The organism is Bacillus sp. EKM208B (genome assembly GCF_011800725.1).
GTDB classification, from domain to species: domain Bacteria; phylum Bacillota; class Bacilli; order Bacillales; family Bacillaceae; genus Bacillus; species Bacillus velezensis.
The window spans coordinates 101,678-128,367 of record NZ_JAANHO010000005.1 but is presented as its reverse complement, the minus strand read 5'-3'; the positions used below and the strand labels follow the sequence as shown (position 1 = coordinate 128,367).

Genomic DNA, 26,690 nt, shown 5'->3' with positions numbered 1-26,690 from the left:
CATTCTTGTGTAAAATGGGGGAGAGGTTTTTTTCAGAGCTTTCTAAAAATGAAAACGTCATTTGATGCGACAGACACAAAGGGGTAAAGACACATGACAGAAGAAGAACGCCATAACAGGGAGATTTTCAGCAGAACGGGTGCCTTATACGCACAATTTTTGGATCATCAGGATGAAAAAAGGGCCGATCAGCTCGCGGCCATTATGAAAAAAGCGGCTGATGAAGAGGTTTATATCGCGTTTACCGGGCATTATTCGGCCGGAAAGTCCTCTTTATTAAACACATTGCTCGGTGAAGACATACTGCCGACAAGCCCGATTCCTACAAGCGCCAACCTCGTTGTCATCCGGCACGGTGAAGATAAAGTCGTGCTTCATACGACGGACGGTGCTTATGCAGAGATCAAAGGAAGTTACGATAAAGAACAAGTGCAGCAATTCTGTAAAGATGGTGAGCAAATTGAGACGGTGGAAGTCTATGCCGGCTTTAAGGAGTCAGAGCCTTATGCGGCCTACATCGACACACCGGGAATTGATTCGACGGACGAAGCGCATTTTTTATCTGCGTCTTCGGTTCTCCATCAGGCTGACGCTTTATTTTACGTCGTTCATTATAATCACGTTCATTCAGAAGAAAATATGATGTTTCTCAGTTCCATCAAAGACCGTATTCCGAATTTGTTTCTGATCGTCAACCAAATTGACAGGCATGATGAAACTGAAACGAAGTTTGAAGCGTACCGCAGGCAGGTGGAAGATATGCTTGAAGACGCGGGAATACCGAAAGAATCGCTTTTCTTTACGTCTGTCACTGAGCCTGACCATCCTTTAAACGGCATGGAACAGCTGAAAAAACATCTGCAGAAGCTGAAACAGCAGGCAAAAACAAATTTATGGTCCTTAACGGAGAGAAAAGTCGCACACTTAGTCACAGAGCATACAGAGATGCTCGTAAAAGAAGATAAAAACGGCAGCGGAGAGCAGTTTGACAAACAAGAAGCACTTGTCCGTTCTGTTGAAGATGAGCTTAAAAAAGCCGTTCAACAGGCTGAAACAGCAGAGAAAGACATCAGAAAAGACGTGCAGAACATATTGCAAAACGCTAATCTGACACCCTTTGAGATGAGGGAGCTTGCATCTGCTTATATTGAATCACAGCAGCCCTCATTTAAAACTGGGTTATTCTTTTCAAAAGCGAAAACGGCTTCGGAAAAAGAAAGAAGGCGTGCTGAATTTTTTGCCGATATTAAAAAAAGAACGGAAGGGGAAGCGGATTGGCATATTATCGACACATTTACGAAAGCGGCCAAGCGGTATGAAGCGGATTCGGACGAACTGATCAGGAAAATCCAGGCGTACCGTACACCGCTTTCTGATGATATCACCGCTCAGGCCCTTAAGCAGGGAGCGGCCTTTTCATCTGAATACGTATTAACTTATACGAAAGACCTCGCTGAAATGATCAGAAGGGAAGCCAAAAGACAGACAGCGGAACTCATTGAGGAGCTGACCGCTTATGTTCAGACAAAAAACGGACCGCTCATTGAGAACTTGAAAAACCGGCTCGAAAAAGAAAAGAAAATAAGGGATGAGCTCGCGCAATCGGCAAAAGAAGAACGCAATGCCTTGGAAAAAGCAGCCCGAGTCCGCGCTTTGTGGGAAGAAGAATTGACCTGTGATACGGGAAACGGCGACTGGTATACGCGAAAAAAACGCCTTGCAAAAGCGCCCGTCCAAAAAGAGAAACCAAAAGAGGCTGTACGGCATGAAGTAAGCAAGCCCGAAAAAAATGCGATGAAGGAACTTCCTATAAAAGAGCAGACTGATCGGTTCTATGAGCTTGCCGGGATTCTTGAATCCTCAAGCATATTAGGAAAACAGGCAGAAGCCTTTCGAAGCAGGATTGAGCGGCTTGAAAAGCGCCAGTTTACCTTGGCGTTATTCGGCGGATTCAGTTCCGGTAAATCATCATTTGCAAATGCGCTTGTCGGTGAATACGTGCTTCCGTCATCTCCGACGCCCACAACGGCTACGATCAACAAAATAACGAAACCGCAAGACGGCAAACCGCATAAATCTGCGGAGATCGTTTTTAAAACGGAGGAGGAGCTGGACGCTGAAATGCTTCAGCTGACTGAGCTGAAAGACGCTGACGTAAAGGGGCGTTCACTGAAAGAGAGATGGAATTATGCCATTAAAAAGGGAAAAGTTCCGGGTGAACTTATTCCTGTGATTCAGACGATGCTGCAGGCGTTTGATACGTATGAAGAACAGATCCGTCAAAGGCTGACACTGACGGTGCCGGTTGAAGATGTAAAACCGTACGCAGCCGAAGAAAAAACGGCCTGCTGCGTAAAAGAAGTCACCGTCTATTATGATTCGCCTCTCACGCAAAAAGGCATCACCATTGTTGATACGCCGGGAGCAAGCAGTATCAATAAGCGCCATACGGAACTTGCCTTTCAATATATAAAAGATGCTGACGCGTTCTTTTATATGACGTACTATCAGCATTCTTTTTCAAAAGGAGACAGGTCTTTTCTGAAGAAACTCGGCCTCGTCAAAGAATCATTCGGCATGGATAAAATGTTTTTTGTCATTAACGCCGCCGATCTGGCCAAAACCGAAAGCGAGCTGGAAACCGTCAAAGACTATGTCCGCTCAGAACTCTCAAAAGAGGGAATTAACCGGCCGAAATTATATCATGTCTCAAGTAAAGAAGAGCTTGCGGGTAAAAAAGAAGCTTTTTATAACAGGTTCTCTGATGTAAGAACCGGGCTTGAGCACTTTATTGAGGAAGATGTAATGAGGGCCAGCTGCGCCCAGCTGAAAACAGAGGCGGACAAATTGTGCGGTATGGTGGAACAGCTTCACGAATCTCTTCACCAGTCGGCAGAAGAAAAAGAGAAAAAGAAACAGCGTCTGGAGTCTTCCTATGAAAAAGCTCTCGGTGACATTTCAAAGCGCCGTACGTCTGAGGTCATCATTCGAAAAGTGATGAAAGATACGGAAGAACAGCTCTATCACATTAAACATCGCCTGACGTTTTATGCGAATGATATGCTGAAAACCGCCTTCCATCCGGGTCTTCAAAACGGTGATTGGAAACAAAATATATCAGCGGCGCTGAATGAAGCGCTCAAGGAATTCCGTTTTGAATATATTCAAGAGCTGAAAACGCTCGATATCCGGATGACCGGTTTTATTGAGCGCCATATGACTGAGGAATGGATGGAAAACTGTCAGAAGAAGCTTATGGAAGACGGAGATTTCTCCATTTATGTCAGCGGTGAAAACGAATTTGCCGTTCAGCTGAAAGAGGTCGCTCCGGTCATTGACGTCTCGGCATTCTCACATCACGTAAAGGAAGTTAAATCACCGAAGCAGTTTTTTGAACAGAACGGAAAAGCAGCGTTTGTAGAAGGGCTCAGGCTCAGCCTGCAAAAAGTGACAGAAAAGTGGCTTGAGCAGGAGAAAGAAAGCCTTTCAGAGCGATATGCTGAGCAGGTGCGCCGTCTGCAAGAAGACATGGCGGATAAAAGCCTGTCCCAGATCCGCGAGCAGCGGGACACTTATTTACAAGGTCTTGCGGAAAATACGAGTGCAAGGGAAATTGAACACCTTTACGAAGCCGAAAAAGCATGGAAAAAGAAAGATGAAATGCTGAAAATTTAAAAATCCGGTTGGCGGGCAGATATCAGTCGTGGTAGACTAAAATGAAAAAAGCGAGATGAAACCTTTTATGTCAGAAGTCCATAAAGCAATTTCAGCACATTCCGCAAAACAGCATCAGCACGTCAAAACATTTGTACAGCTTGATTATGAGCGTGAACAGGCCATTGAAGAAGCCATTGTAAAATGCAGACAGAATAAACCGTTCACGACAGATGCCATCAATGGCATCACCGCAAAAATGAACCAGCTGGCGAAAAAGGGCATCGTGCCGCAAAGACGATTCGTAAGTGAAGAGATGGTGAAAGAATTCGTCAGCAGACAGTAATGGATGAACCTGCCGCGTGTGTCATCAGCGCTTGCTGTACATACTATTCGTATCTTCTCTAAAGGGGGATATGACCATGGGCAGAACAAAACTGGGAAACAGAAATGCTCAGCAGAACAACAATGCCAAAAAGAAAAACGGCTTCGGACAGAAATTTGATTCTTATGCCGGCCGTGAAGCTGAAAAGCTGATAGCAAGCAATAAAAGACACGGTGAGTAACGTGACGGCAGCATCTTCCAAATGGGGGGATGCTGTTTTTTTACCGCCTTCTTTGGTAAAATAGGAACATTGAATAAAAAGGAGTTTCGATATATGAATAACAAATTACTGCTCGTTGACGGCATGGCGCTTTTATTCCGCTCGTTTTTCGCGACGGCCGTTCATCGCAATTTTATGATAAATGAAAACGGAATTCCCACAAACGGCGTCAACGGTTTTTTAAAGCATCTTATTACGGCGGTTGATACGTTTCAGCCCACACATGTCGTCTGCTGCTGGGATATGGGAAGCAAAACGTACCGTAATGATTTGTTTCAAGATTATAAGGCCAACAGAAGCGAACCGCCGCTAGAGCTGATTCCGCAATTTGATCTGGCGAAAGAAGCAGCGCGAGAGCTCGGTTTTTTAAACATCGGCATAAAAGGCTATGAGGCGGATGACTGTATCGGTACGCTTTCTGCCCTATTTTCCGGGGAAGCGGAAATTACGATTGTAACGGGTGATAAAGATCTGCTTCAATTGCTGAATCATCAAGTTCAAGTAGCGCTGCTGCAAAAGGGTATCGGCAATTATAAGGTATATACAGATGAGATATTCAGAGAAGAAACGGGAGTTCCGCCAAAAGCGCTGATTGACATTAAGGCGCTGATGGGAGACACGAGCGATAACTATCCAGGCGTTAAAGGGATCGGGGAAAAAACGGCGTACAAGCTGATCCGTGAATATCAAAACATAGACCGGTTATTAGAAAGCCTCGCTCTCTTGCCGAAGGGCCAGCAAACGAAAATTCAGCAAAGCCTGAAAGAATTGGAGCTGTCAAGGCAGCTTGCTGAAATACATTGCGAGGTGCCGTTAGTCTGTACGCTTGAAGAAGCACTTTTTTCATTGAAGATGGAAGAAGCATCCTTAATGCTCAGACGCCATCAGATAAAAGGAATTGAAAGAATGCTCGAAAAGCTGAACGCCAGAGAGATCAGCTGATCCCTCTAGCGTTTTGTATTGCTTTTTTTTGCGTTGTTTTCAAGGGCTGATTTCGGGTCTTTATGCGCGTTTCCTTCCATATTTCCCTGAGGATTCACGCCCCCGGTCAGCCGGCCTTTATTTTCTTTTCTCATAGCTGTTCACCTCATTTGTAGGATGAACAGTGAGACGCAATTTCATTCCGGTTATTTATTCAGCCGAATCGCTTTTTTTGCGAGCTGATCGGCTGTTTGGTTTTGTCTGCCGGGAATCCACTTAATGAAAAACAATGGAAATCCGGCCTTTAAGCGGATGATTTCGTCCACAAACGGTTGAAAGGCCTTGTTTTTAACCACTTCAAGATCTGCGGCCCGCTCCACGATATCCGAATCCGTCCGGAATGACACGGACTCAAATCCGCGGGCGGCACACAGCTTCATTCCTTCAATTAAAGCGAGAAATTCAGCTTCCTGATTTGAATGGTCGCCGATCGGAATTGAGAAAGATTCTGTTTTCCCGTCATGTTTAATAAAAATACCGATACCGGACGGGCCCGGGTTTCCGGCGCTTGCACCGTCTACATAAATTTCAGCGGGCATCATCCGTCACTCTCCATTCGGCGTCATTCGTTTTGCCGCATACGCATAAGGGACAGAAATGAGTGACACCGCAAATTTAATCAGGTAAGTTGAAATGAAGATGCTGAACCATACTCCCGCGGAATAAACGCCGATAAAGGCCACGGCAGTGAAGATAAATGTATCCAGCAGCTGGCTGAGCGCCGTGCTTCCGCTGTTTCTGAGCCAGAGAAGCCTGTCTGAAGGAAAGATTCTCCGAATGGCTGAATATACATAAACATCTATCGTTTGGCTGAAAATAAAAGCCAAGAGGCTTCCGAGCGCAACACGCGGCAGAAAACCGAAAATCGTCTCAAGGGCCGGCTGTGCGATATCTGACGCAGCCGGTTTATATAAAAGAGCCCCCTGCATGGCGCATGTCAAAGCGAGCAGAGTGGAAAACCCGAGCCAGACGGCTTTGCGCGCTTCCCTGGGACCGTATTTTTCATTCAGCACATCCGTTGCGAAGAAAACGGTGCCGTACATGATATTTCCCAGTGTCGCCGTAAGCCCGAACAGCTCGACTGTTTTGACAACCTGCAAGTTGGCGCACACCGTGGCGAAACCGATCCATACGAATAGGCCCGTTTTGCCAAATCCTTTATAAAACAGAAGAACAATGATAAAATGAATGACCGCAAATAAGATCCATAACACATCGTTAAACAAAACCTGCTGACTTCCTTTCAATTTGAGAATGGTTTGATTATAGCACACGCCCGTCAACTAATGAATGGTAAGGTGATTTCAATGAATCTTAAGCCGTATATCGAAATAGAAGCAAAAGGAACAGGCCCCGTCGCGTTTTTTTCCGAAGATTGGCTGACCGTTCCGAAAGCGCGCATGCTTGCAAGAGAAGTCAGCCGCTTTCCTTATATAAAAGACATTTATTTTGAGGATGAAAAAGGCGCGAGCTGGACGCTTAAAGAATTAGAAAAGCTTACTGAAGAGCTTGCGCACGAACCTGACGACATTACAGTGTATTTCGACGGCGGCTTTGACAAAACAAGCGGACGCGCCGGACTCGGAATTGTCGTGTATTATTCTCTCGGCGGCAAGCGGCACCGCATACGGAAAAACAAAAGCTTAACGCTTCAGACGAACAATGAGGCGGAATATGCCGCTTTGTACGAAGCGCTTAAGGAAGTGCAGGAACTTGGCGCAAGCAGAAATTCAATCACGATAAGAGGGGATTCCCTCGTTGTTTTACATCAGCTTGACGGCAGCTGGCCGTGTTATGATGAAACGCAAAACGAATGGCTGGATAAAATTGAAGCGCTGCTCGAATCCTTAAAGCTGACACCGACATATGAAGCCGTAAACAGAAAGGAAAATCAAGAAGCGGATGACCTTGCCAGAAAAATTCTCTCGGACCGGCAGATTGAAAGCCGCATAACATTAGAAGGTAACGGAGATGACTGATATTGGATAAAAAAAGCATTTATAAAGAATTGACAGAGCTTCAGGATGAATATTGCAAAGACTGTTTCGTAAAAAAGCATTTCCGCAAAGAGTTTGGAAAAACGCACGCTCATTCTTTCTGCATCAACCAATGCACGGTGGGGGAGAAGCTGAAAGCCTACGGCAAGGTGCTGACAAATCAATAAAAAATAAAACCGCAGCTTCTGCGGTTTTATTTTTCGAATTCATCGAGCTGATGCTGGCAATCGTCGAGAAGCATTCGCTGCTTTTGCAGAAAATCCTGGTCGAGAGCCTGCAGTTCACTGGATTGTGACATCGTTCTGGCATCCTGAATCGCCTGGTGCGCAGATTCCACCAAAGTTGAATTTTGGCCCCGGGTAGCCGCTCCCGTTGTTTTCTGGGCCGTTTCCACCGCTAATTCAAGCTGGCGTTTATCCGTCAGTCCGTTTGGAAAAAATTCAGAGTCCATTAAAAAACACCTCCGCAAATAGTTTGGAGATTTTTTTTTGAAATATGTACGGAAAATAGAAAAAAATATAGAAAATAAGCCGATATAACTATTGAACCTGATTAATTAGGGCTAATTTACTATTATTCGGGGTATCTTGGGAGAGAAGGGAAAAACCAGCCGTGAATGATAAAGATTTAAAAACAATCCTTCAGCAGACATTTAAAGAAATATACGGTGATTTGGGAAGTTTAGCGGAAATGGCAAAAAAAGGAATGCCATCAATGGAGAAACAAATTGAAGAAATCGAGCAGCGCTGCAAGCAGAATCTTGTCGCCATCGAGATTCAGACGGCAATCAAATAGGAGAGGCATACGCCTCTCCTCTATTTGTCATCTGATCAACATGTATTGAGTTTAGAGTTTTACAACATTAGAAGCTTGAGGTCCACGATTACCTTCGACAATTTCAAAAGAAACTTCTTGTCCTTCTTCTAATGATTTGTATCCTTCTCCTTCGATAGCAGTGAAGTGAACAAATACGTCGTCTCCGCCTTCAACTTCGATGAAGCCGAATCCTTTTTCGTTGTTGAACCATTTTACTTTACCGTTTTGCATATTGCTTAATTCCTCCTAGTACTGTAGCACCTTCGTGCTAAAAAAAATTTTGTCATCATCCAACCGTACGTATGTAAACGTTGTTAAATGATGGTTCAACTATACACCATATGGGAGCGGGCGTCAAGCGGCAGCTCCCTATTTTTTATCTTTATTTTTCCAGTAACAAAGCTTAACCGGAAAAAACAAAAAGCACACGAACCGTTCGTGTGCTTTTCTTTTACGATAATGCCATATCCGCCTTCCCGGCCATCATTTCAGATTCTTTTATAATGTCCTGCAAAATGACTTCAGAAGAGTTGGGGAGGTGAAGGCTTTTAATATTGTCCTTCATCCGGTTCAGCTTCTCCTCATCCGCAAGAAGGGAGGTGACAGACTCTAAAATTTCTTCGTGGCGGTTGACCACGACAGCCGCACCGCGATCTTCAAAGAAAATGGCATTTTCTTTTTCCTGTCCGGGAACCGGTTTGTACAAAATAACGGGTACTCCGATCGCCGTCGCTTCCGTCAGTGTGATGCCGCCCGGTTTCGTGATCATGCAGTCCGTAATACGGAACAGCTCGTCAATTCTTTCTACATAGCCCAGCACTTTCAGCCGGTCGGCATTGTCACCTTCCAAGCTGCTGAGGGATTCTTTCAGCGAGCTGTTTTTGCCGCATACCACCACAACCTGCACCTGATCGTCATGAACGAGATTTTCGCACAGTTCTTTTACGTTTTTCAGCACACCATGCGCTCCCGCCATAATAAGAAGAACTTTTTTGTCGGGAGAGAGATTGTATTTTTTGTAAATCGCCTCTTTCGGCATCGATTCCTCGAATTGAGGCCTGATGGGAATGCCCGTAATCTTTACGTTGTTCGGGTGAGTGCCGATTTCAATCAGTTTTTCCTTCACGTAATCTGTGGCGACATAATATTTATCAACATTTTCATGAACCCAGATTTTGTGAAGGCAGAAATCGGTCATAACGTTGAACGTCGGGATCACTTTTCCGGTTCTCCGTCTGTATTCCGGTACGACAATCATCGGAAATGTATTGATAATAATGTCCGGCTTATGCTCTTCGACGAGCTGGCCTAAACGTTTATTTCCCATTTTAAAATAAATATTGAATTTGCGTTTATTATAGATTTTGTCAACTCCGTAATAAAACAAACGATAAAACTGTTTTCCGATTGAGAAGCTTTTTAAATAAAGGTATTGAGTAACCTCTGAAACAATCGGATTTGACTCTTGATACAAATTGGAAACCGTCACATCTAAGCCGAGACGCAGACATTGTTCGTAGAGCGTTTTGGCCACTTGAACATGCCCGTTTCCGTAATTTGCAGTCAAAATTAATACTTTTTTATTGGTATTCAAGTAAATTCACCTCAATGTAATCAACAACAAGCAAGCTTCATGCATCGTAAGGAGTTATTGTCTATAGATAAACATAACACAAGTGCATCATTTTATAATAAGCGCGGCAACATATTTAAACTAAATTTAATTGATATGTTCCATTATTTTAAAGTTTTGTTATACGCATACTGAATCAAGAGTATTTTATCATATTTTTGTCACCGTATCACTCAAAACAAAAATTAATCCCATTCATACGGGGTTTCCTGATATACGTAATAATTCAGCCAATTCATAAACAATAACGTTGCATGAGCTTTCCAGCGGTTAACAGGTTCTTTCCCGCCGGGCGCAAAATAGTGCTTAGGAGCTTCTACGTTTGAAAGATTTCTCTCTATGTCTCTCTCATACTCCTGAAGTAGCGTATCGGTATCATATTCCGGATGACCGGTTAAGAAAATCTGTTTTTCGTCTTTTGAAACGATTAAACAGACCCCCGCTTCCTCTGAAACGCTGAGCACATCCAGATCCGAAGCCGATTGCAGCTGCTCCGTATTAATATCTGTATGCCGTGAGTGGGGCACATAGTATAGCTCGTCAAATCCTCTTACCAATCTCTCATGTTTTTTAAGAACGGTATGCTCAAACACACCGAAGATTTTTTTCGGCAGCTCCACTTTCTCAATGCCGTAATGATAGTATAAACCGGCTTGAGCGCCCCAGCAGATATGGAGTGTTGAAGTGACGTTCGTTTTGCTCCATTCCATGATTTCCTTCAATTCTTCCCAGTAAGAAACATCTTCAAACGGCAGGTGCTCAATCGGAGCCCCGGTAATAATCATTCCGTCAAACCGTTTGTGGCGGATGTTGGAAAAATCCGTATAAAATTCATCCAGATGCTGCCTTGCCGTATTTTTTGGAGTATGTGTGCTCGGAATTAAGAACGTAAAGTGAACTTGTAAAGGTGAATTCCCAAGCATCCTGAGGAGCTGGGTTTCCGTTTGGATTTTTTTCGGCATCAGATTTAAAATCACGATCTTCTGCGGCCGGATATCCTGATGAAAAGCCCGGCTTTCATCCATTACAAAGATGTGTTCACTTTCAAGCACCTGCTTAGCGGGCAGGTGATTTGGTATATTAATAGGCAACATGCCACCTCCGTTATTCCCCGTTAATTTTCTTCATTATAGAAATTTTTAAGCCATTTTTCAATCCATCCCGGCGTAATAAACCGTATTTAACGCATAATGACAGGGATAAAAGCGGCAAATGGGCATAAATTCGGAGCGGCTCTTTATTATGACGGGTAAAGAGCCGTTTGGTTCCTCGAAAAAAACGTTTTCCGTTAAGTGGAAGGAAAAAGCGGTTACCGTTTGTTTTGCAGTGTAAAACAGGTAAAATAAATGAAGAATGTAAAAAGGAGGGCCGCAGATGACAATTTACGATATAAACGTACGGACCATAACAGGCGAAGACATGACGCTATCGGCTTACAGAGGCAAGGTGATGATCATTGTGAATACAGCAAGCAAATGCGGGTTCACATCCCAGCTCAAGCAGCTTCAGGAGCTCTATGATACATATCGGGAGGAAGGTCTTGAAATATTAGGATTTCCCTGCAACCAATTCATGAACCAAGAACCTGGAAACGAAGCGGAAATTCAAGAGTTCTGTGTGAAAAACTACGGGGTCACATTCCCGATGTTTGCGAAAGTTGATGTCAATGGAGCAGACGCTCATCCTCTCTTCACATATCTGACGGAACAGGCAAAGGGGATGCTCGGCACAAAAGCGGTCAAATGGAATTTCACTAAGTTTATCGTGGACCGAAACGGTGAAGTCACCGGGCGTTTTTCACCGAACGTCAACCCAAAAGAGCTTGAAGATACGGTGCAGAAGCTTTTGGCCCGATAAGAGGTGATACGGTGAACGAAAAAGAGCAGCTGGAAAGCGTTAGGAATTGGGTCAGAGACAAGCTTATCAATGAACGAACGGGCCATGACTGGCTTCATATTTCCCGGGTCGCAACACTTTCTGTTTATATGGCAAAAGAAGAAGGCGCCGACTTATTTATCACTGAGACGGCCGCGCTGGTTCATGATCTGATTGACGCCAAGCTCGAAAAAAGCGAAAGGCTGACGGCAGGCGAAGTGACAGAACGGCTGGCTGCTTTCAACATCGCGGATGGCCCCATTCAGGAGATCACGGATATTATCACGAGAATGTCATTCAGACACAGGGAACTGCTGAAAAAGCGGCCGCTTTCATTGGAGGGGAAAGTTGTTCAGGATGCAGACATGCTTGATGCGATCGGCGCAGCGGGCATCGGCAGGGCTTTTATGTTTGCCGGGGCGAAGGGTCATCCGATGTACGGAACTCAAACAAGTGTGCTGGCCCATATAGAGGATAAATTAATCAAGCTTAAAGGCTTAATGAATACAAAAACGGGGGCCGGTTTAGCAGAGGAGCGGCATCAATTTCTTTTGCAGTTCGCCGCCCGTATCCAAAAAGAGGCCGGCATATGCAAAAGCTAAGCGGCGCAATAGAACGCTTGTGCCGACTATGTTAGAATAAGTGTCAGATTGCGCATAGGAGGACCAATATGAAGATTAAATCAATAGAACCGACGCCGAGTCCGAACACGATGAAAGTGATTTTGACTGAAGAGCTTCCGGCAGGGAAAAGCAACAATTACAAGCCCGATCAGGCAGATGATGCTCCGGCTGTCGTACGTGATATTTTAAACATTGAAGGAGTAAAGGGCGTTTATCACGTTGCCGATTTCCTGGCTGTGGAGAGAAACGCCCGTTTTGACTGGAAGGAAATTCTGCCTCAGGTCCGTTCCGCTTTCGGAATGGAACATACGGAGCAGTCTGAGAGCCGTTCTGAACAGGAATCGTTCGGTGAAGTGAAGGTTTTCGTACAAATGTTCAGCGGAATCCCGATGCAGGTCAAATTGACGGACGGCGAACGTGAAGAACGCTTCGGCCTTCCGGAACGTTTCCAAGAAGCCATTTTAAAGCTGCGTTCCGAAGCTTCAAATGTCGTATTTGAGCGGGCTTGGAAAGAACAAGGTGTGCGCTTCGGAGATTTTACCGAAATCGGACATGATGTCACAGAAGAGCTTCAGGCCGCCTACAGTGATGAACGGCTCAAACGTCTGACAGAAGCAGCCGCACAGCAAAAGGGTGAGGCCAAACCGGCAGTGCAGCGGAAAGCTTATAAAGTGACATTGGAGATGCTCGATGATGAAGACTGGAAACAGCGCTATGCCCATCTTGAGCAAATGGATCCGGATGAAGACGATTTACCAGTATTGGAAAAGGCGCTGCATGATCCGAAGACTTCGATCAGAAGACAAGCCGTCGTTTATTTGGGAATGATCGAAAAGCCGTCTGTGCTTCCGCTGTTATACAAAGCGCTTGAAGACAAAACGGTGACGGTCAGAAGGACGGCGGGTGACTGTCTGTCGGATCTCGGCGATGCGAGCGCCATCCCGGCCATGATGAAATCGCTCAGTGACTCAAGCAAGCTTGTGCGCTGGCGCGCGGCCATGTTTTTATATGAAGTCGGCGATGAAAGCGCGCTGGAAGCATTAAAAGCGGCGGAAGACGATCCGGAATTCGAAGTCAGCCTGCAAGTCAAAATGGCGATTGAACGGATTGAGCACGGAGAAGAGGCGAAAGGTTCAGTCTGGAAACAGATGACTGAAAGCAGAAAAAAAGAACAGTTATAACAAAAAGGTGCGCCATGCACCTTTTTTATTTGAATTCACTTTTTATAAAAATTATTTAGAATATTGTTGAAAAATGATTCAAAACTCTATATAGTAAGTACAATATTAATTGTTGGAGGGTTTTTATCGAAATACAGAAAGAATAGAAAAGCGAGACAGGGCAAAGATACTGTAAAATTTGCAGAACGCGCCCTAGAATAAACTGAAAATTTTAAAAATAATGCACAGTCTAAAAACAGTAGGGGGATCACCATGGCAGAATTACGCAGCAACATGATCACACAGGGAATTGACAGAGCGCCGCACCGCAGCCTTCTTCGCGCTGCCGGCGTAAAAGAAGAAGACTTCGGCAAGCCGTTTATCGCGGTCTGTAATTCATACATCGATATCGTTCCCGGGCATGTTCACCTGCAGGAATTTGGAAAAATCGTAAAAGAAGCAATCAGGGAAGCGGGCGGTGTGCCTTTTGAATTTAACACGATCGGAGTAGATGACGGAATCGCGATGGGGCATATCGGCATGAGATATTCGCTGCCGAGCCGCGAAATCATTGCCGATTCAGTTGAAACGGTCGTCTCGGCGCACTGGTTTGACGGAATGGTCTGCATTCCGAACTGCGACAAAATTACGCCGGGAATGCTGATGGCGGCTATGCGGATTAATATTCCGACCATTTTTGTCAGCGGGGGGCCGATGGCAGCCGGCCGTACAAGCGACGGCCGCAAAATTTCGCTTTCTTCAGTATTTGAAGGCGTCGGCGCATATCAAGCCGGGAAAATCGGTGAAAGCGACCTGCAGGAGCTGGAACAGTTCGGCTGCCCGACATGCGGATCTTGTTCGGGCATGTTTACGGCAAACTCCATGAACTGTCTGTCTGAAGCGCTCGGTCTGGCGCTTCCGGGCAACGGAACAATTCTAGCAACTTCACCGGAGAGAAGAGAGTTTGTGAGAAAATCAGCGGCCCAATTGATGGAGACCATCAAAAAAGACATTAAGCCGCGCGATATCGTCACCGAAAAAGCGATTGACAACGCGTTTGCGTTAGACATGGCTCTCGGCGGCTCAACCAACACGGTGCTTCATACGCTTGCGCTTGCCAATGAAGCTGGGGTTGAGTACTCTTTAGAACGCATTAACGAAGTGGCTGAACGAGTGCCTCACTTATCGAAATTGGCGCCGGCCTCGGACGTCTTCATTGAAGATCTGCACGAAGCGGGCGGAGTCTCGGCGGCCCTTAATGAATTGGCGAAAAAAGAAGGGGCGCTTCATCTTGACGCGCTGACTGTAACAGGCCGCACACTCGGAGAAACAATTGCGGGTCATGAAGTAAAGGATTATGACGTGATTCATCCGCTTGACAATCCGTTTACCGAAAAAGGCGGTTTGGCCGTCCTGTTTGGGAATCTGGCTCCGGACGGCGCCATTATCAAAACAGGCGGTGTACAGGACGGGATTACAAGACATGAAGGTCCCGCTGTCGTCTTTGATTCCCAGGATGCCGCGCTTGAAGGCATTATAAACCGCAAAGTAAAAGAAGGAGATGTTGTCATTATCCGTTATGAAGGGCCAAAGGGCGGCCCGGGCATGCCGGAGATGCTTGCTCCGACGTCTCAGATTGTCGGAATGGGGCTTGGCCCGAAAGTGGCGCTTATTACAGACGGCCGTTTTTCAGGAGCGTCCCGGGGCCTTTCAATCGGGCACGTATCGCCTGAAGCGGCTGAAGGCGGCCCGCTCGCATTCGTAGAAAACGGCGACCATGTCATCGTTGACATAGAAAAACGGATTTTGGACGTACAAGTGCCTGAAGAAGAATGGGAAAAACGCAAGGCCGAATGGAAAGGCTTCGAGCCGAAAGTAAAAACAGGATATCTGGCCCGGTATTCCAAACTCGTAACAAGCGCCAATACAGGCGGAATCATGAAAATATAAAACAGAGGCCTGAACAATTGAATTCCGGCCCCCTCTATAGTATCCTTGACTTCATATAAGGATTTTAGAGGGGGCTTTTTTATGTCAATGGCTTATGAAGAATATATGCGCCAGCTGGTCGTGCCGATGCGCCGTGAGCTGACGGGTGCGGGTTTTCAGGAATTAACGACTGCTGAAGAAGTAGAAAGTTTTATGGAACAGGCAGAGGGCACGACATTGGTCGTTGTCAACTCCGTGTGCGGCTGTGCAGCCGGTCTTGCCCGTCCGGCTGCGACTCAGGCTGTTTTACAGCATGAAAAAGCGCCTGATCATACGGTTACCGTATTTGCCGGTCAAGATAAAGACGCAACTGCAAAAATGCGTGAATATTTTACGGGGCAGGAACCTTCATCGCCATCAATGGCGCTGTTAAAAGGGAAAGAGGTCGTTCATTTTATTCCCCGCCACGAAATTGAAGGGCATGACATGGAGGAAATTATGAAAAATCTGACGGATGCCTTCGATGCGCACTGCTGAAATGCCCGATTTCCGGGCATTTTCTTTTTGGAGAAAAAAATGATCACAACGAGTTACAGACCAAGCGAATATACGATACACACAGCGCAGTCACTCAGTGTCAGGCTGGGTGACACTTACTGCAGCCGCAATAAACAGCCCATTGAAAAAATGCTGGAACGAGCGGCTGGCGATCTTTTAGTCATCGGAAAGGAACGGTTCGAACTTTACACGAAGCAAGGGGAGAAGTTCTTTTTTCACCCGAATACAGCGATGTTCCGTGCAAAGCGGTTTTTGAGAGGGGAAGCCGAGCCGTTGTTAAAAGCAGCCGGATTACGCGAGGGGGATTCCTTTTTAGATTGTACGCTCGGCCTGGCATCTGATGCGATTTTGGCAAGCCTGGCAGTCGGAAAAAGCGGACAAGTTATCGGCCTGGAGAAAAACAAGCTTGTCTCATTGCTTGTTGAAACAGGACTTCAAACGTGGGAAACCGGAATGGAGCAGCTCCAAACCGCCATGAAACGCATTCAGGTCAAACATGCCGACTGCGCCGATTATTTGCGGGAGCTTCCTGATTCATCGGTAGATGTCATTTATTTTGACCCGATGTTTCACGAACCTGTTGAAACGTCAGACGGCATTGCACCGCTCCGCGCGCTGGCAGAAGAGGGTTTTAACGAAGAGTGCATCACGCAAGCCGTCCGGGCGGCGAAAAAATGCGTAGTGCTTAAAGACCATTGGAAAAGCCCGCGGTTTGAACGATACGGCTTCAAGGTGCTGAAAAGAAAGACGGCGCTTTTCCACTTCGGTGTCATCCATGTAAGCTCATGATATCATGGGCTTCTTTTTCGTTAATCAGTGATTTCCATAACGACAAAATAAAGCAGCGTGAGAAGTGATACAGTCGCAAATAAAGCGTTAATCATCTCATCCCCTCCTTTTTCTCCTTCTTATTGTAAGCGGTTTATCCGCTCGGTCACAGTTACCAATTTCCCATATTGCATGATAATACGCTGCCGGACATGACGCCGCGCTTTCATCTATGCTAAAATAAAGGAAAAGAGGACAATAAAACAGAGGGGAACAATCTGTCATGAAATTGTGGATGAAAAAGACCCTTGTGGTTCTGTTTACCATTGTAACGTTCGGTCTCGTGTCTCCTCCGGCTGCTTTGATGACAGACAAGCCTTCAGGACAGTCGAGCAGTCTTGAGCAGAATGATTACACCGCTTTTTATGATGAACATGCCCTGCCGGGAGAAGAGAAGGCAGGGCGGGAGCCTGAATTACTGTTTCAATCGTATCAGCAGCAGCTTCTCGGTGATGCTGAAAATCAATCATTTTTAAAATTCGGCAGCAAAATCTCTCCGGTCATTGAAGATGATTACAGAAGTGAAATTCTGCCGAAAATCGAAGATGTGATCACAGGACATTTAGCCAAGTTTCAAGGTGATGAAGCGTATCAGGATGTGGTTATTTCCAGTAAACCGTCGGCCGGAAAAACCGAAAAAATTTTTCATGTGTATAACAGGCTGACGGGTGAAGATCTTTTAAGGTTCCACGTCCGCCGGGATCATCCTCCGCAAGACGGCTACTGGTTTAATTTTCATTACCATACCGCTGAAGACGGATTTCAATCACATCATGAGCTCGGCAGCATTTACTGGGACCGCAATACGCCGCCTGACTGGATGAGCGTGTAATAGCGAGAAGAAATAAAAAAATCATTTCTGAGAAATTTTGCAGAAATGATTTTTTATTGTGTTACACTACTAAAAGACTACTTTAAAAGGATGAAAAAAATGAAACAATATAAAGATTTGTGCCGTCATGTGTTAGAAAACGGAGAAAAAAAAGGAGACCGTACGGGAACGGGTACGATCAGCACGTTCGGCTACCAAATGCGGTTTAATCTTCAGGAAGGTTTCCCGATGCTTACGACGAAAAAGCTCCATTTTAAATCCATCGCGCATGAGCTGCTTTGGTTTTTAAAAGGAGATACGAATGTCCGCTACCTTCAGGAAAACGGAGTCCGCATCTGGAACGAATGGGCGGATGAAAACGGAGAACTCGGACCGGTTTACGGTTCTCAATGGCGTTCATGGCGCGGAGCGGACGGCGAGACCATTGATCAAATCTCCCGGCTGATTCACGACATCAAGACAAACCCGAATTCCAGACGTTTAATCGTCAGCGCTTGGAATGTCGGCGAAATTGATCATATGGCGCTTCCGCCTTGCCACTGCCTGTTTCAGTTTTATGTCGCGGACGGAAAACTGTCGTGTCAGCTTTATCAGCGCTCAGCGGATGTCTTTCTCGGTGTGCCGTTTAATATTGCGTCTTATGCGCTTTTAACAATGATGATCGCGCATGTGACGGGACTTGAACCGGGTGAGTTTGTTCATACATTCGGAGACGTCCACATTTACCAAAACCATGTGGAGCAGGTGAATTTGCAGCTGACAAGGGATGTCCGTCCGCTGCCGAAACTGCGGTTTGCGCGAAATGTTGATTCTATTTTTGATTTTACGTTTGAAGACTTTATCATTGAGGATTATGACCCGCATCCGCACATCAAAGGAGCTGTCAGCGTATGATTTCGTTTATTTTTGCGATGGATGAAAACCGGCTGATCGGAAATGATAACGATCTGCCTTGGCACCTTCCCGATGATCTCGCATATTTCAAAAAAGTGACGACGGGTCACACCATTGTAATGGGGCGGAAAACGTTTGAATCAATCGGACGCCCGCTTCCGAACCGGCGTAACATCGTTGTAACCTCACGGGACGAATCTTTATTCCCGGGCTGTATTACCGCCGACTCGGCTGAGGAAGTGCTCAAGCTGATCCCGGCCGATGAAGAATGCTTTGTGATCGGCGGCGCCCAGCTGTACAGTGCGCTCTTTCCTTATGCGGACAGACTCTACATGACAAAAATTCACCATGTCTTTGAAGGAGACCGTTTTTTTCCGGAATTTAATGAAGCTGAATGGGAATTGACATCCCGCAAACAGGGAGTAAAAGATGAAAAAAACCCTTACGATTATGAGTACCTTGTATACGAGAAAAAGAATTGAGTTTAAGCAGGGGGACAAGAATTGATTCGTTACGGCTGCCTTGTGATGTACGTTGTATTTATGTTCATGAAAAATATTCAAGAATATATCAATCAAAAAGAGCTTGACCCGCGGCTTTCTTTTCAAAAACAGATGAGGCTGGTGTATGAGCGGCCGAAAGCCTTTATGAGAGGCTGCATTGACGTGTCGGGATCGGCAATCGGCATTCATCATGATCAGCCGATACCGGACGGCCCCGTATTGTATGTGCATCCCAGATTGCGCCCGGCTGATCTTCTTCTGCTTGCGGGACATCTTGAAGAGCCGGCTGGTTTTATCGCTGGCGAGAAAGCTTTCCGGATGCCGTTTCTCGGAAATTGGCTGCGGCTGATGGGTGTCATTTGTGACGGAGACAGCCAGGATGCCGTGTTTCAGGAGGCGGAAGTCCGTCTGCAAAAAGGGCAAAGCCTGATTCTGTCCGAAGACGGCAAAATCAATCCGGAGGAACTGGCCCTTCGTTTCGATCTCCCGATTGTGCCTGTCAGCACTTCGGGAACAGACCAGCTGCTGCGGGGCAGATTACTGAAACGGCTGAAACCGGCTGACATTGAATTACATATAAAGCCTGCTTATTATCCGGCCGGTCAGAAACGGCTCCGTGCATAAAAAAAGCACAGTCTCTATACGAGAGGCTGTGCTTTTTTATTTCAGATAAAGGGAACTTTGACGCAATAAAATAAAATACAGAAAAACATCGAGGCGCTGCCGCCTAAAACAAAACTGTGCCAAATGGCGTGATGATACGGAACCTTTCTCCAAATATAAAATATTGTGCCGGCGGAATATAATAAGCCGCCGAATAGAAGAAGGCCGAAACCGGGGCCTGACAGCGAAGCGTACAGCGGTTTAATGGCGATGATGATCAGCCAGCCCATCATTAAATAGACAAGCGTTGAAAAAATGATAAACCGCTTTACGAAAAAGATTTTAAACACGATGCCTCCGATGGCAAGCGACCAAACAATAATTAAAAGGGTCAGGCCGAGCGCCCCTTTAAGGGGTCCTAATAAAAATGGCGTATATGTTCCGGCTATTAATACGTATATCGCGGAATGATCCACAATCTCAAGAATGTCTTTCGTTTTTTTATGCTGAATGCTGTGCAAAAGAGTCGAGCTGAGATACAGCAGCAGCATTGAAGCGCCGAAGATTGAAAAGCTGACGATGTCTGTCGGCGAGCCGTATTTCACCGCGAAGATAATGAGAAAAATAAGCGCCGGAATCGACAGCAATACACCGATTCCGTGTGTGACGGCATTTGCGATTTCTTCTTTTATTGTGAACAATCAAATGTCCTCCTTTTTAAAGGATTTGTTTTTGCAGTGACTGCAAAAAGCTCAACCCTTCTAATGTAATTTTTGTTCCTGCGCGTCCTCGGCCTTTTGTCACATAGTTCATCTTTTCTAAGTAATCAAGCCTGTTTCTGACCTGCTGGGGCGATAATGTCATTGTGCTGTTTTCGCTTAATTCGGATATGCTCCGTCTGCTGGCGGGTTCGCCCTTTGTATTTAAGTCTTTAATTGATTCCAAAATAAACAAAAACTCTTCTTTCTCCATCAATGTCAGCCGTTTTTCTTTTTTCTTAGCTGTTTTCGCTTTCTGGCTGTTTTTGATATACGGCGGGACATCATCGGGATAAATCGTGCTGCCGGATGCTGCCGCGGCCATATAGTACGCCGCATTTTGAAGTTCTCTGATGTTGCCGTTAAAGGTGTGCCGCTCAAACAGCGGATAAACGGACGGATCGATATGAACATGCTGCCCCGTGGCTGTCAGCATATGCTGCAGAAGAAGCGGTATATCGCTTTTTCGTTCAGATAAAGCAGGGAGCGGAAGGCATAACACGTGAAGCCTGTAAAATAAATCTTGGCTGAACGTATTTTCCGCGCCGGTATCGCCAAGATCCGCCGTGCTGCTTGCAATGATGCGGGCGGAAAGCCCGGCGTCCAGCTCGGAAAGAAGGCGGGCCTGTACCGAGAGCGGCATGTCTCCGATTTCATATAAGAATAATGTTCCGCGGCGGGCCCTGTTTAATGCGCCTTCAGCGCCGAACAGTTCATACTCGAGCCGCTCTTCGCTTTGGCTGCAGTGAACGGTAATAAATAGTTCGCTGTTTCTGCGGGATTTATGGTGGATCGCTCTGGCCATTTGTTTTTTTCCGGTTCCGACTTCACCTGTTATGAAGACCGGCAAATCAGATAAGGCAAATTGCGAGGCCAATCGTTTCGCTTGTGAAAAGGTGTGATGTTCGCCGGCTAGTTGATAAAAAGGATCAGTTTGTTCAATTACACTCATGAATTGGCTCCTTTTGGTTCTAATTGGTTTAAGTATAACACGTTTGTGCGATCGAAAATATCTTTTTCTCTTGTATCGGTTTATTTATTTTTATTTACGAAATTAAAATAATTATCTTATTGTTTGAATATTCATGTTATAATGGCGTATTAAATAGGGATTTAAATAAGAAAGGACTCTGTAAATGAAACCGTTGCTTAAAGAAGACTCTCTCATCCAGGTAAAAGACATTTTAAAAGCGCACCAAAACGTAAAGGACGTTGTGATCCATACGCCTTTGCAGAGGAATGACAGACTTTCTGAGAGGTATGGCTGCAATATCTATTTGAAAAGAGAAGACCTGCAGGTGGTCAGATCATTTAAGCTCAGAGGGGCTTATAATAAAATGAGGCAGCTCTCAAAAGAGCAGACTGAAAACGGAATTGTATGCGCAAGTGCGGGAAACCATGCGCAGGGGGTTGCGTTTTCATGCAAACACCTCGGCATTCACGGCAAGATTTTTATGCCGTCAACCACACCGAGACAGAAAGTATCCCAAGTGGAACTGTTCGGAAAAGAATTTGTTGAAATCATATTGACGGGTGACACTTTCGATGATGCGTATAAGAGTTCTGCGGAATGCTGTGAAAAAGAAAACCGCACGTTTATCCATCCGTTTGACGATCCCGATGTCATGGCCGGACAGGGAACGGCTGCCATCGAAATTTTAAATGACATTGACGTTGAACCGCATTTTCTTTTTGCAAGCGTAGGGGGAGGAGGACTCCTGTCCGGGCTCGGCACGTACATGAAAAACATCTCGCCGGATACAAAAATCATAGCGGTAGAGCCGAAGGGCGCAGCCTCCTATTTTGAATCGAAAAAAGCCGGACAAGTGGTTGAACTTGAGAAAATTGATAAATTTGTCGATGGGGCGGCCGTAAAAAAAATCGGCGCCGAAACCTTTCAAACGCTCGAAACCGTTGTCGATGACGTTGTGCTTGTCCCGGAAGGAAAAGTGTGCAGCACGATTCTCGAATTATATAATCAATGCGCCATCGTAGCGGAGCCGGCGGGTGCATTGTCCGTATCAGCACTTGATCTGTACAAGGAAGAGATTAAAGGAAAAAACGTCATCTGCATGGTCAGCGGAGGGAATAACGACATCGGCAGAATGCAGGAGATGAAGGAGCGCTCGATGATTTATGAGGGGCTGCAGCATTATTTTATCGTTAATTTCCCGCAAAGGGCGGGAGCGCTTCGCGAATACCTTGATGAAGTGCTCGGGCCTGATGATGACATCACCCGGTTTGAATACACGAAAAAAAATAACAAAAGCAGCGGCCCCGCATTGGTCGGCATTGAGCTCAAGCATCGGGAAGATTACGGCGCGCTCATTGCCCGGATGAATCAAAAAGGATTTCATTACGTAGAGGTGAATAAAGACCAGGATCTGTTCCACCTGTTAATCTGACTTTTTTTAGAACGGCCGCGCAAAATGACAGACACGCTTTCTCAGATTGTATATAATAAAAAGAAAACAATCGAAAAAGAAGGATTGATATCTTGTTACTCAAAAGCCTAGAGTTCAAACGACAGGACGGGATTCAGGTAAAAGTGACAGAAATACCGGTTGTCACGGAAGGTGAACATTATTTTTTTCAAATTCATCAGCACCTTGAGCTTTATTTGAGAGAAGTTTTTGCTTCACAAAGTATGAGAACAGTGTATTCATTCCGACAATATGTCAAGCGCCGTATGAAGTGGAAAGATTACGAGGCCGTTTTCAACCAAGAGATTTTAAAACATAACGCATAACGGTGCATATTCCTTAGCGCCTTCCTTTTGATAAGGGAGGGTGCGGGAATTTTTTTATGATGAATGCTGTAAGCGTTTTATCCATGGGGGGGAATGGAAATGAAAAAAATGAAAATCTTCACTGCCGTCTTTTGTTTGCTGCTCTTGTGCGCCTGCGGGGGGAAAACGATAAAAGACCCGCTGAACTATCAGATTGAACCGTTTTCATTTCAGAACCAAGACGGAAAAACAGTGTCACTGAAAAGCCTGAAGGGGCATGTCTGGATTGCGGATTTTATGTTTACAAACTGTAATACAGTCTGTCCACCGATGACGGCCCACATGACCGAACTGCAAAAAAAACTGAAGGCTGAGAATCTGGACGTGCGGATTGTGTCGTTCAGTGTAGATCCTGAAAAGGATACGCCGAAACAGCTGAAAGCATTTGCTTCCAAATATCCGCTTTCGCTTCGCAACTGGGATTTTCTGACCGGTTACAGCCAAAAGGACATTGAAGATTTTGCGCTGAACAGCTTTAAAGCAATCGTCAAAAAGCCGGAGGGAGAGGATCAGGTCATACATCAAACTTCTTTTTATTTAGTCGGACCTGACGGCAAGGTGCTTAAAGATTATGACGGTGTGCAGAAAGTTCCGTATGATGATATCCTGTCAGATGTCAAAGCGGCTGAGGAGCTCAAGTAAACTGGCAGATTAGACATTTTCAAATCTGAAAAAACATGTTACACTTTCCACTAGTAGACGGGGAAGGAGCAACCAGATTGAAGCTGCGAATGTTCTCATTGATCGCCGGACTGGCTTTGCTTTTATCAGCTTGTTCTGTCCAGCGCACCGGTTCTGACGCTGAAGAACCGAAAACGAAAGATCATATTGTCATAGCTGCGGTCGGTGATTCATTGACTGAAGGAGTAGGAGATCCTGACGGTTCAGGATACGTCGGCAGGGCAGCGGAGTCTCTTAAGAAAAAGGGACATGTGAAAACGGTAGATATTAAAAATTATGCGGTGCAGGGGGACAAAACGTCGGACCTGCTGGAAAAGCTTGATAATAAAAAAGTTCAGAAATCATTAAAGAGCGCCGACTATATCTTTTTTACCATCGGCGGCAATGACTTAATGAAGGTGCTCCGCCAGAATATGATGCAGCTGACGGTTCAGCCGTTCCAAAAGGAAGAGAAACCTTTTGAGAAACGATTCAAGGCGATCGTTTCAAAAATCCGCAAATATAATGAAAACGCAGAGCTGGTGTATGTCAGCATGTATAACCCATTCACGTTTACGCTGCCTGAATTAAAAGAAATTAATGGGGTTGTAACGGATTGGAACAAGATCGCCGCAAAAGAGCTGGAAAAAGATCCCCACGCCGCCGCGGTGAATGTTGAAGACTTGTTCAGTCAAAAAAGCGGCAGCAGACGGATTTCAAAGGATGATGATTTTCATCCGAACGCAAAAGGGTATGCACTCATCGCCGATCGATTGTACGGCATCATTGAAAAACAAGGGTTACCAGCAGAATAGGGTGAAATGATGAAAAAGTGGAAATCGCTGTTTTTTGTTCTTCTCGCACTCAATGTGATTGCCGCCGCGGTAATTGTGACATTATTGGTTATGCCGGGAGAGCAGGCGGAAATACAAGATCAGACAAAAAGTGAGTACGGCTTTCATATCACAAGCTCCAAAGAATCTCTTGCCAGGTTTGTGAATGCTTACTTAAAAGAGAAGGCATCGAATCAGCTTGACTACAAAGTGGACATCAATAACGATGTGCACGTGGCAGGTAAAATCAAAGCATTCTCAACCTCCATTAATGCGGTCGTCACTTTTGAACCGTCCGTACAGGAGAACGGAGATGTGATTTTGAAAGTGACGAAATTTTCATTAGGCGAATTAAGCCTGCCGATCAGCTTTGTGCTGAATTATATGGACAGCTTTTATGAACTCCCGTCATTTGTGCACGTTCATCCTGGGGATAAAAGCATCGAGATCCGTCTGTCAGAAATGCCTTTAGACAACGGCATGTATGTAAAAGCGGATAAAATCAATCTCGACACGGATGAAATTGAATTTTCCTATTATCATCCGAAACAATAAGTTTTCATAAAAAAACACAGATCCTTTCAGGGATTTGTGTTTTTTCGTGTCAGCGTTTTTTGTCTAGCTTGCTGAACAGTTTGATTAACGTTGCAAGCTCTTCATCAGAGTAGCAGTCAAACCGTTTAAAAAAGTATTCTGTTTTTTTCTGGTTGAAATGATCGACAATTTTCTCCCCGGATTCCGTAATATGGATTCTGATAATTCGCCTGTCCTCTTTAGAACGGATGCGGGTGATCCATTCCTTTTCTACTAAAGCATCGGTCACTGCGGTAATGTGGCTTGCGGAGACCTCAAGAATGGGGGCGAATTCCGTTACTTTTTTAGGCCCTTGTTCACTGAGAATCCGCAAAATGGTGAATTCGTTCCTGGACAGCTCTTTATCTAGAATTTCATTAACTTCATTTCTGATTTGTTTAAACACTTTTCGAAGCAAAGCTTCCATATCATACATCATTTGTGTCCTTACTTTCAAATCATGAACCTCCAATATGTAGTCAGCGTGGCATTCGTTCAGCTTCCCCTGAAAGCAGAATTATTTTTATTCTGTTTATACATGCTATAATATAATAATACCACGTATGAACAAAGGAGGGCACCCGTATGTCAGAAAAAAAAGAAATCGCCACATTTGCAGGCGGCTGTTTTTGGTGCATGGTGAAGCCGTTTGACGAACAGCCCGGAATTGAAAAGGTGGTGTCCGGCTATACAGGAGGCCATACTGAGAATCCGACTTACGAAGAAGTGTGCAGTGAAACGACCGGACACAGAGAAGCCGTTCAAATCACATTCCAACCTGACATTTATCCGTATGAAAAGCTTGTCGAGCTGTTTTGGCAGCAGATCGACCCGACTGATGCAGGCGGCCAGTTTGCAGACCGCGGAAGTTCATATCGGGCGGCGATATATTACCATAACGATGAACAAAAACAAATCGCTGAAGCCTCAAAAAAACAGCTTGAAGAAAGCGGCATATTTAAAAAGCCGATCGTGACAGACATTTTAAAGGCTGAGCCTTTTTATGAAGCGGAAGGCTATCATCAGCACTTTTATAAGAAAAATCCTGATCATTACGGGCGCTACCGTGTAGGTTCCGGACGTCAAGGCTTTCTGGATGAGCATTGGAGGGACAGATAAGATGGCTTTTAATAAAGAAGAAAAAATCAAATCATTAAACCGCATGCAATATGAAGTCACGCAAAATAACGGAACGGAGCCGCCGTTTCAAAATGAATTCTGGGATCACAAAGAAGAGGGGGTGTATGTTGATATCGTATCGGGAAAGCCCTTGTTTACTTCTCTGGATAAATTTGATTCTCATTGCGGCTGGCCCAGTTTTACAAAACCGATTGAGGAAGAAGAGGTTGACGAAAAACTGGACACAAGCCACGGGATGATCCGGACGGAAGTGAGAAGCAAAACAGCGGATTCCCACTTAGGCCACGTATTTAATGACGGCCCGGGGCCAAGCGGTCTCCGTTATTGCATTAACTCTGCGGCACTCCGGTTTATTCCGAAAGACAAGCTGAAGGAAGAGGGCTATGAAGCCTGTCTGCATTTATTTGAAAAATAGAGCTCAGCAATGAGGCCTGCCTATCAGACAGG

The 26,690-nt window shown here is 45.3% G+C and carries 34 protein-coding genes and 1 pseudogene; 24 read left to right on the top strand and 11 right to left on the bottom strand.

The window, feature by feature from the left end:
* Nucleotides 1-93 precede the first annotated feature (93 nt).
* The 4 genes from dynA to G9F75_RS10995 all read left to right on the top strand — a co-directional run bounded on the left by dynA (nt 94) and on the right by G9F75_RS10995 (nt 5,201).
* Nucleotides 94-3,675 carry a dynamin GTPase gene (gene dynA / locus G9F75_RS11010; protein WP_167409100.1) on the top strand — a complete coding sequence of 1,194 codons (3,582 nt, stop codon included), beginning with the start codon at nt 94-96 and terminating at the stop codon, nt 3,673-3,675.
* 67 nt (nt 3,676-3,742) lie between these two features.
* Nucleotides 3,743-4,000: a YpbS family protein gene (locus tag G9F75_RS11005; protein ID WP_012117818.1), complete on the top strand. Its 258-nt coding sequence runs from the start codon at nt 3,743-3,745 to the stop codon at nt 3,998-4,000.
* 76 nt (nt 4,001-4,076) lie between these two features.
* Nucleotides 4,077-4,220: a hypothetical protein gene (locus G9F75_RS11000; RefSeq protein ID WP_014418168.1), complete on the top strand. Its 144-nt coding sequence runs from the start codon at nt 4,077-4,079 to the stop codon at nt 4,218-4,220.
* A gap of 93 nt (nt 4,221-4,313) precedes the next feature.
* Nucleotides 4,314-5,201 (top strand): 5'-3' exonuclease, encoded by an 888-nt coding sequence (locus G9F75_RS10995; RefSeq protein ID WP_021494215.1) that lies wholly within the window; start codon nt 4,314-4,316, stop codon nt 5,199-5,201.
* 5 nt (nt 5,202-5,206) lie between these two features.
* Here the strand turns inward: G9F75_RS10995 and sspL are convergent, their stop codons facing one another.
* The 3 genes from sspL to G9F75_RS10980 are packed head-to-tail and all read right to left on the bottom strand — an operon-like array spanning nt 5,207 to nt 6,466.
* The gene (gene sspL / locus G9F75_RS10990) at nt 5,207-5,335 is read right to left on the bottom strand and encodes a small, acid-soluble spore protein L (protein ID WP_003153575.1); all 129 of its coding nucleotides are present in this window, start codon (nt 5,333-5,335) and stop codon (nt 5,207-5,209) included.
* Nucleotides 5,336-5,386: 51 nt separating this feature from the next.
* Complete coding sequence (locus G9F75_RS10985) at nt 5,387-5,779, bottom strand: reverse transcriptase-like protein (RefSeq protein ID WP_103527232.1); 393 nt, start codon at nt 5,777-5,779, stop codon at nt 5,387-5,389.
* Between the two features lie 6 nt (nt 5,780-5,785).
* Nucleotides 5,786-6,466 (bottom strand): queuosine precursor transporter, encoded by a 681-nt coding sequence (locus G9F75_RS10980; RefSeq protein WP_012117815.1) that lies wholly within the window; start codon nt 6,464-6,466, stop codon nt 5,786-5,788.
* A gap of 81 nt (nt 6,467-6,547) precedes the next feature.
* Here G9F75_RS10980 and G9F75_RS10975 point away from each other — a divergent pair, with 81 nt between their 5' ends.
* Entirely contained in the window at nt 6,548-7,219 is a 672-nt protein-coding gene (locus tag G9F75_RS10975; protein ID WP_014418166.1) for a ribonuclease H family protein, read from the top strand.
* A 2-nt stretch (nt 7,220-7,221) separates the two neighbouring features.
* On the top strand, nt 7,222-7,404 hold the full coding sequence (locus tag G9F75_RS10970) for a zinc-finger domain-containing protein (RefSeq protein WP_003153581.1): 183 nt from the start codon (nt 7,222-7,224) through the stop codon (nt 7,402-7,404).
* Nucleotides 7,405-7,430: 26 nt separating this feature from the next.
* On the opposite strand, the gene G9F75_RS10965 is transcribed toward G9F75_RS10970, so the two are convergent.
* On the bottom strand, nt 7,431-7,688 hold the full coding sequence (locus G9F75_RS10965) for a DUF2564 family protein (RefSeq protein ID WP_014418165.1): 258 nt from the start codon (nt 7,686-7,688) through the stop codon (nt 7,431-7,433).
* Nucleotides 7,689-7,849: 161 nt separating this feature from the next.
* On the opposite strand from G9F75_RS10965, the gene G9F75_RS10960 reads away from it, so the two are divergent.
* Nucleotides 7,850-8,032, top strand: a complete 183-nt coding sequence (locus G9F75_RS10960; protein WP_012117812.1) for a hypothetical protein — start codon at nt 7,850-7,852, stop codon at nt 8,030-8,032.
* A gap of 51 nt (nt 8,033-8,083) precedes the next feature.
* On the opposite strand, the gene cspD is transcribed toward G9F75_RS10960, so the two are convergent.
* The 4 genes and pseudogenes from cspD to metA form a co-directional block, all read right to left on the bottom strand.
* Nucleotides 8,084-8,284, bottom strand: a complete 201-nt coding sequence (cspD, locus tag G9F75_RS10955) for a cold-shock protein CspD (protein ID WP_003153604.1) — start codon at nt 8,282-8,284, stop codon at nt 8,084-8,086.
* 15 nt (nt 8,285-8,299) lie between these two features.
* A pseudogene (locus G9F75_RS10950) lies at nt 8,300-8,411 on the bottom strand (hypothetical protein); the annotation flags it as partial.
* Between the two features lie 93 nt (nt 8,412-8,504).
* Nucleotides 8,505-9,647 carry a diglucosyl diacylglycerol synthase gene (locus tag G9F75_RS10945; protein WP_022553174.1) on the bottom strand — a complete coding sequence of 381 codons (1,143 nt, stop codon included), beginning with the start codon at nt 9,645-9,647 and terminating at the stop codon, nt 8,505-8,507.
* Nucleotides 9,648-9,871: 224 nt separating this feature from the next.
* Nucleotides 9,872-10,777 carry a homoserine O-acetyltransferase MetA gene (gene metA, locus G9F75_RS10940; RefSeq protein WP_014418164.1) on the bottom strand — a complete coding sequence of 302 codons (906 nt, stop codon included), beginning with the start codon at nt 10,775-10,777 and terminating at the stop codon, nt 9,872-9,874.
* 283 nt (nt 10,778-11,060) lie between these two features.
* Between metA and G9F75_RS10935 the strand changes: the two genes are divergently transcribed.
* The 10 genes from G9F75_RS10935 (at nt 11,061) to G9F75_RS10890 (ending at nt 19,512) form a co-directional block, all read left to right on the top strand.
* Nucleotides 11,061-11,543 carry a glutathione peroxidase gene (locus tag G9F75_RS10935; protein ID WP_014418163.1) on the top strand — a complete coding sequence of 161 codons (483 nt, stop codon included), beginning with the start codon at nt 11,061-11,063 and terminating at the stop codon, nt 11,541-11,543.
* 11 nt (nt 11,544-11,554) lie between these two features.
* Entirely contained in the window at nt 11,555-12,163 is a 609-nt protein-coding gene (locus tag G9F75_RS10930) for an HD domain-containing protein (RefSeq protein ID WP_021494211.1), read from the top strand.
* 68 nt (nt 12,164-12,231) lie between these two features.
* A complete protein-coding gene (locus G9F75_RS10925; protein ID WP_032873313.1) occupies nt 12,232-13,365 on the top strand; it encodes a conserved virulence factor C family protein in 1,134 nt (377 codons plus the stop codon).
* 252 nt (nt 13,366-13,617) lie between these two features.
* Nucleotides 13,618-15,294, top strand: a complete 1,677-nt coding sequence (ilvD, locus tag G9F75_RS10920) for a dihydroxy-acid dehydratase (RefSeq protein WP_007409524.1) — start codon at nt 13,618-13,620, stop codon at nt 15,292-15,294.
* A gap of 81 nt (nt 15,295-15,375) precedes the next feature.
* Nucleotides 15,376-15,810, top strand: a complete 435-nt coding sequence (locus G9F75_RS10915) for a BrxA/BrxB family bacilliredoxin (RefSeq protein ID WP_003153619.1) — start codon at nt 15,376-15,378, stop codon at nt 15,808-15,810.
* A gap of 39 nt (nt 15,811-15,849) precedes the next feature.
* Nucleotides 15,850-16,620: a class I SAM-dependent methyltransferase gene (locus G9F75_RS10910; RefSeq protein ID WP_017418003.1), complete on the top strand. Its 771-nt coding sequence runs from the start codon at nt 15,850-15,852 to the stop codon at nt 16,618-16,620.
* A 262-nt stretch (nt 16,621-16,882) separates the two neighbouring features.
* Nucleotides 16,883-17,491 carry a YpjP family protein gene (locus G9F75_RS10905; protein ID WP_167409099.1) on the top strand — a complete coding sequence of 203 codons (609 nt, stop codon included), beginning with the start codon at nt 16,883-16,885 and terminating at the stop codon, nt 17,489-17,491.
* A 99-nt stretch (nt 17,492-17,590) separates the two neighbouring features.
* Nucleotides 17,591-18,385 carry a thymidylate synthase gene (locus tag G9F75_RS10900; RefSeq protein WP_003153622.1) on the top strand — a complete coding sequence of 265 codons (795 nt, stop codon included), beginning with the start codon at nt 17,591-17,593 and terminating at the stop codon, nt 18,383-18,385.
* Nucleotides 18,382-18,867, top strand: a complete 486-nt coding sequence (locus tag G9F75_RS10895; RefSeq protein ID WP_095060730.1) for a dihydrofolate reductase — start codon at nt 18,382-18,384, stop codon at nt 18,865-18,867. The genes G9F75_RS10900 and G9F75_RS10895 overlap by 4 nt, the downstream gene beginning before the upstream one ends.
* A gap of 21 nt (nt 18,868-18,888) precedes the next feature.
* Nucleotides 18,889-19,512 carry a lysophospholipid acyltransferase family protein gene (locus G9F75_RS10890; protein ID WP_017418002.1) on the top strand — a complete coding sequence of 208 codons (624 nt, stop codon included), beginning with the start codon at nt 18,889-18,891 and terminating at the stop codon, nt 19,510-19,512.
* A 41-nt stretch (nt 19,513-19,553) separates the two neighbouring features.
* Here the strand turns inward: G9F75_RS10890 and trhA are convergent, their stop codons facing one another.
* Together trhA and G9F75_RS10880 are read right to left on the bottom strand one after the other, a co-directional pair.
* Nucleotides 19,554-20,192: a PAQR family membrane homeostasis protein TrhA gene (gene trhA, locus G9F75_RS10885; protein ID WP_003153625.1), complete on the bottom strand. Its 639-nt coding sequence runs from the start codon at nt 20,190-20,192 to the stop codon at nt 19,554-19,556.
* 16 nt (nt 20,193-20,208) lie between these two features.
* Entirely contained in the window at nt 20,209-21,201 is a 993-nt protein-coding gene (locus G9F75_RS10880; protein WP_061862300.1) for a sigma-54-dependent transcriptional regulator, read from the bottom strand.
* 184 nt (nt 21,202-21,385) lie between these two features.
* Here G9F75_RS10880 and ilvA point away from each other — a divergent pair, with 184 nt between their 5' ends.
* The 5 genes from ilvA (at nt 21,386) to G9F75_RS10855 (ending at nt 25,085) form a co-directional block, all read left to right on the top strand.
* On the top strand, nt 21,386-22,654 hold the full coding sequence (gene ilvA / locus G9F75_RS10875) for a threonine ammonia-lyase IlvA (protein ID WP_007612085.1): 1,269 nt from the start codon (nt 21,386-21,388) through the stop codon (nt 22,652-22,654).
* A 92-nt stretch (nt 22,655-22,746) separates the two neighbouring features.
* Nucleotides 22,747-22,998, top strand: coding sequence for a DUF2535 family protein (locus tag G9F75_RS10870; RefSeq protein WP_128496691.1), 252 nt, complete (start codon nt 22,747-22,749; stop codon nt 22,996-22,998).
* Nucleotides 22,999-23,097: 99 nt separating this feature from the next.
* On the top strand, nt 23,098-23,679 hold the full coding sequence (locus tag G9F75_RS10865) for an SCO family protein (RefSeq protein ID WP_128496690.1): 582 nt from the start codon (nt 23,098-23,100) through the stop codon (nt 23,677-23,679).
* Nucleotides 23,680-23,756: 77 nt separating this feature from the next.
* On the top strand, nt 23,757-24,512 hold the full coding sequence (locus G9F75_RS10860) for an SGNH/GDSL hydrolase family protein (RefSeq protein WP_003153635.1): 756 nt from the start codon (nt 23,757-23,759) through the stop codon (nt 24,510-24,512).
* Between the two features lie 9 nt (nt 24,513-24,521).
* Nucleotides 24,522-25,085, top strand: coding sequence for a YpmS family protein (locus G9F75_RS10855; protein WP_110124212.1), 564 nt, complete (start codon nt 24,522-24,524; stop codon nt 25,083-25,085).
* Nucleotides 25,086-25,134: 49 nt separating this feature from the next.
* Here the strand turns inward: G9F75_RS10855 and G9F75_RS10850 are convergent, their stop codons facing one another.
* On the bottom strand, nt 25,135-25,560 hold the full coding sequence (locus G9F75_RS10850) for a MarR family transcriptional regulator (RefSeq protein WP_025649777.1): 426 nt from the start codon (nt 25,558-25,560) through the stop codon (nt 25,135-25,137).
* A gap of 128 nt (nt 25,561-25,688) precedes the next feature.
* On the opposite strand from G9F75_RS10850, the gene msrA reads away from it, so the two are divergent.
* Nucleotides 25,689-26,222, top strand: coding sequence for a peptide-methionine (S)-S-oxide reductase MsrA (gene msrA, locus G9F75_RS10845; RefSeq protein ID WP_003153641.1), 534 nt, complete (start codon nt 25,689-25,691; stop codon nt 26,220-26,222).
* A 1-nt stretch (nt 26,223) separates the two neighbouring features.
* Nucleotides 26,224-26,658, top strand: a complete 435-nt coding sequence (gene msrB, locus G9F75_RS10840) for a peptide-methionine (R)-S-oxide reductase MsrB (RefSeq protein ID WP_115940578.1) — start codon at nt 26,224-26,226, stop codon at nt 26,656-26,658.
* Nucleotides 26,659-26,690: the final 32 nt, after the last annotated feature.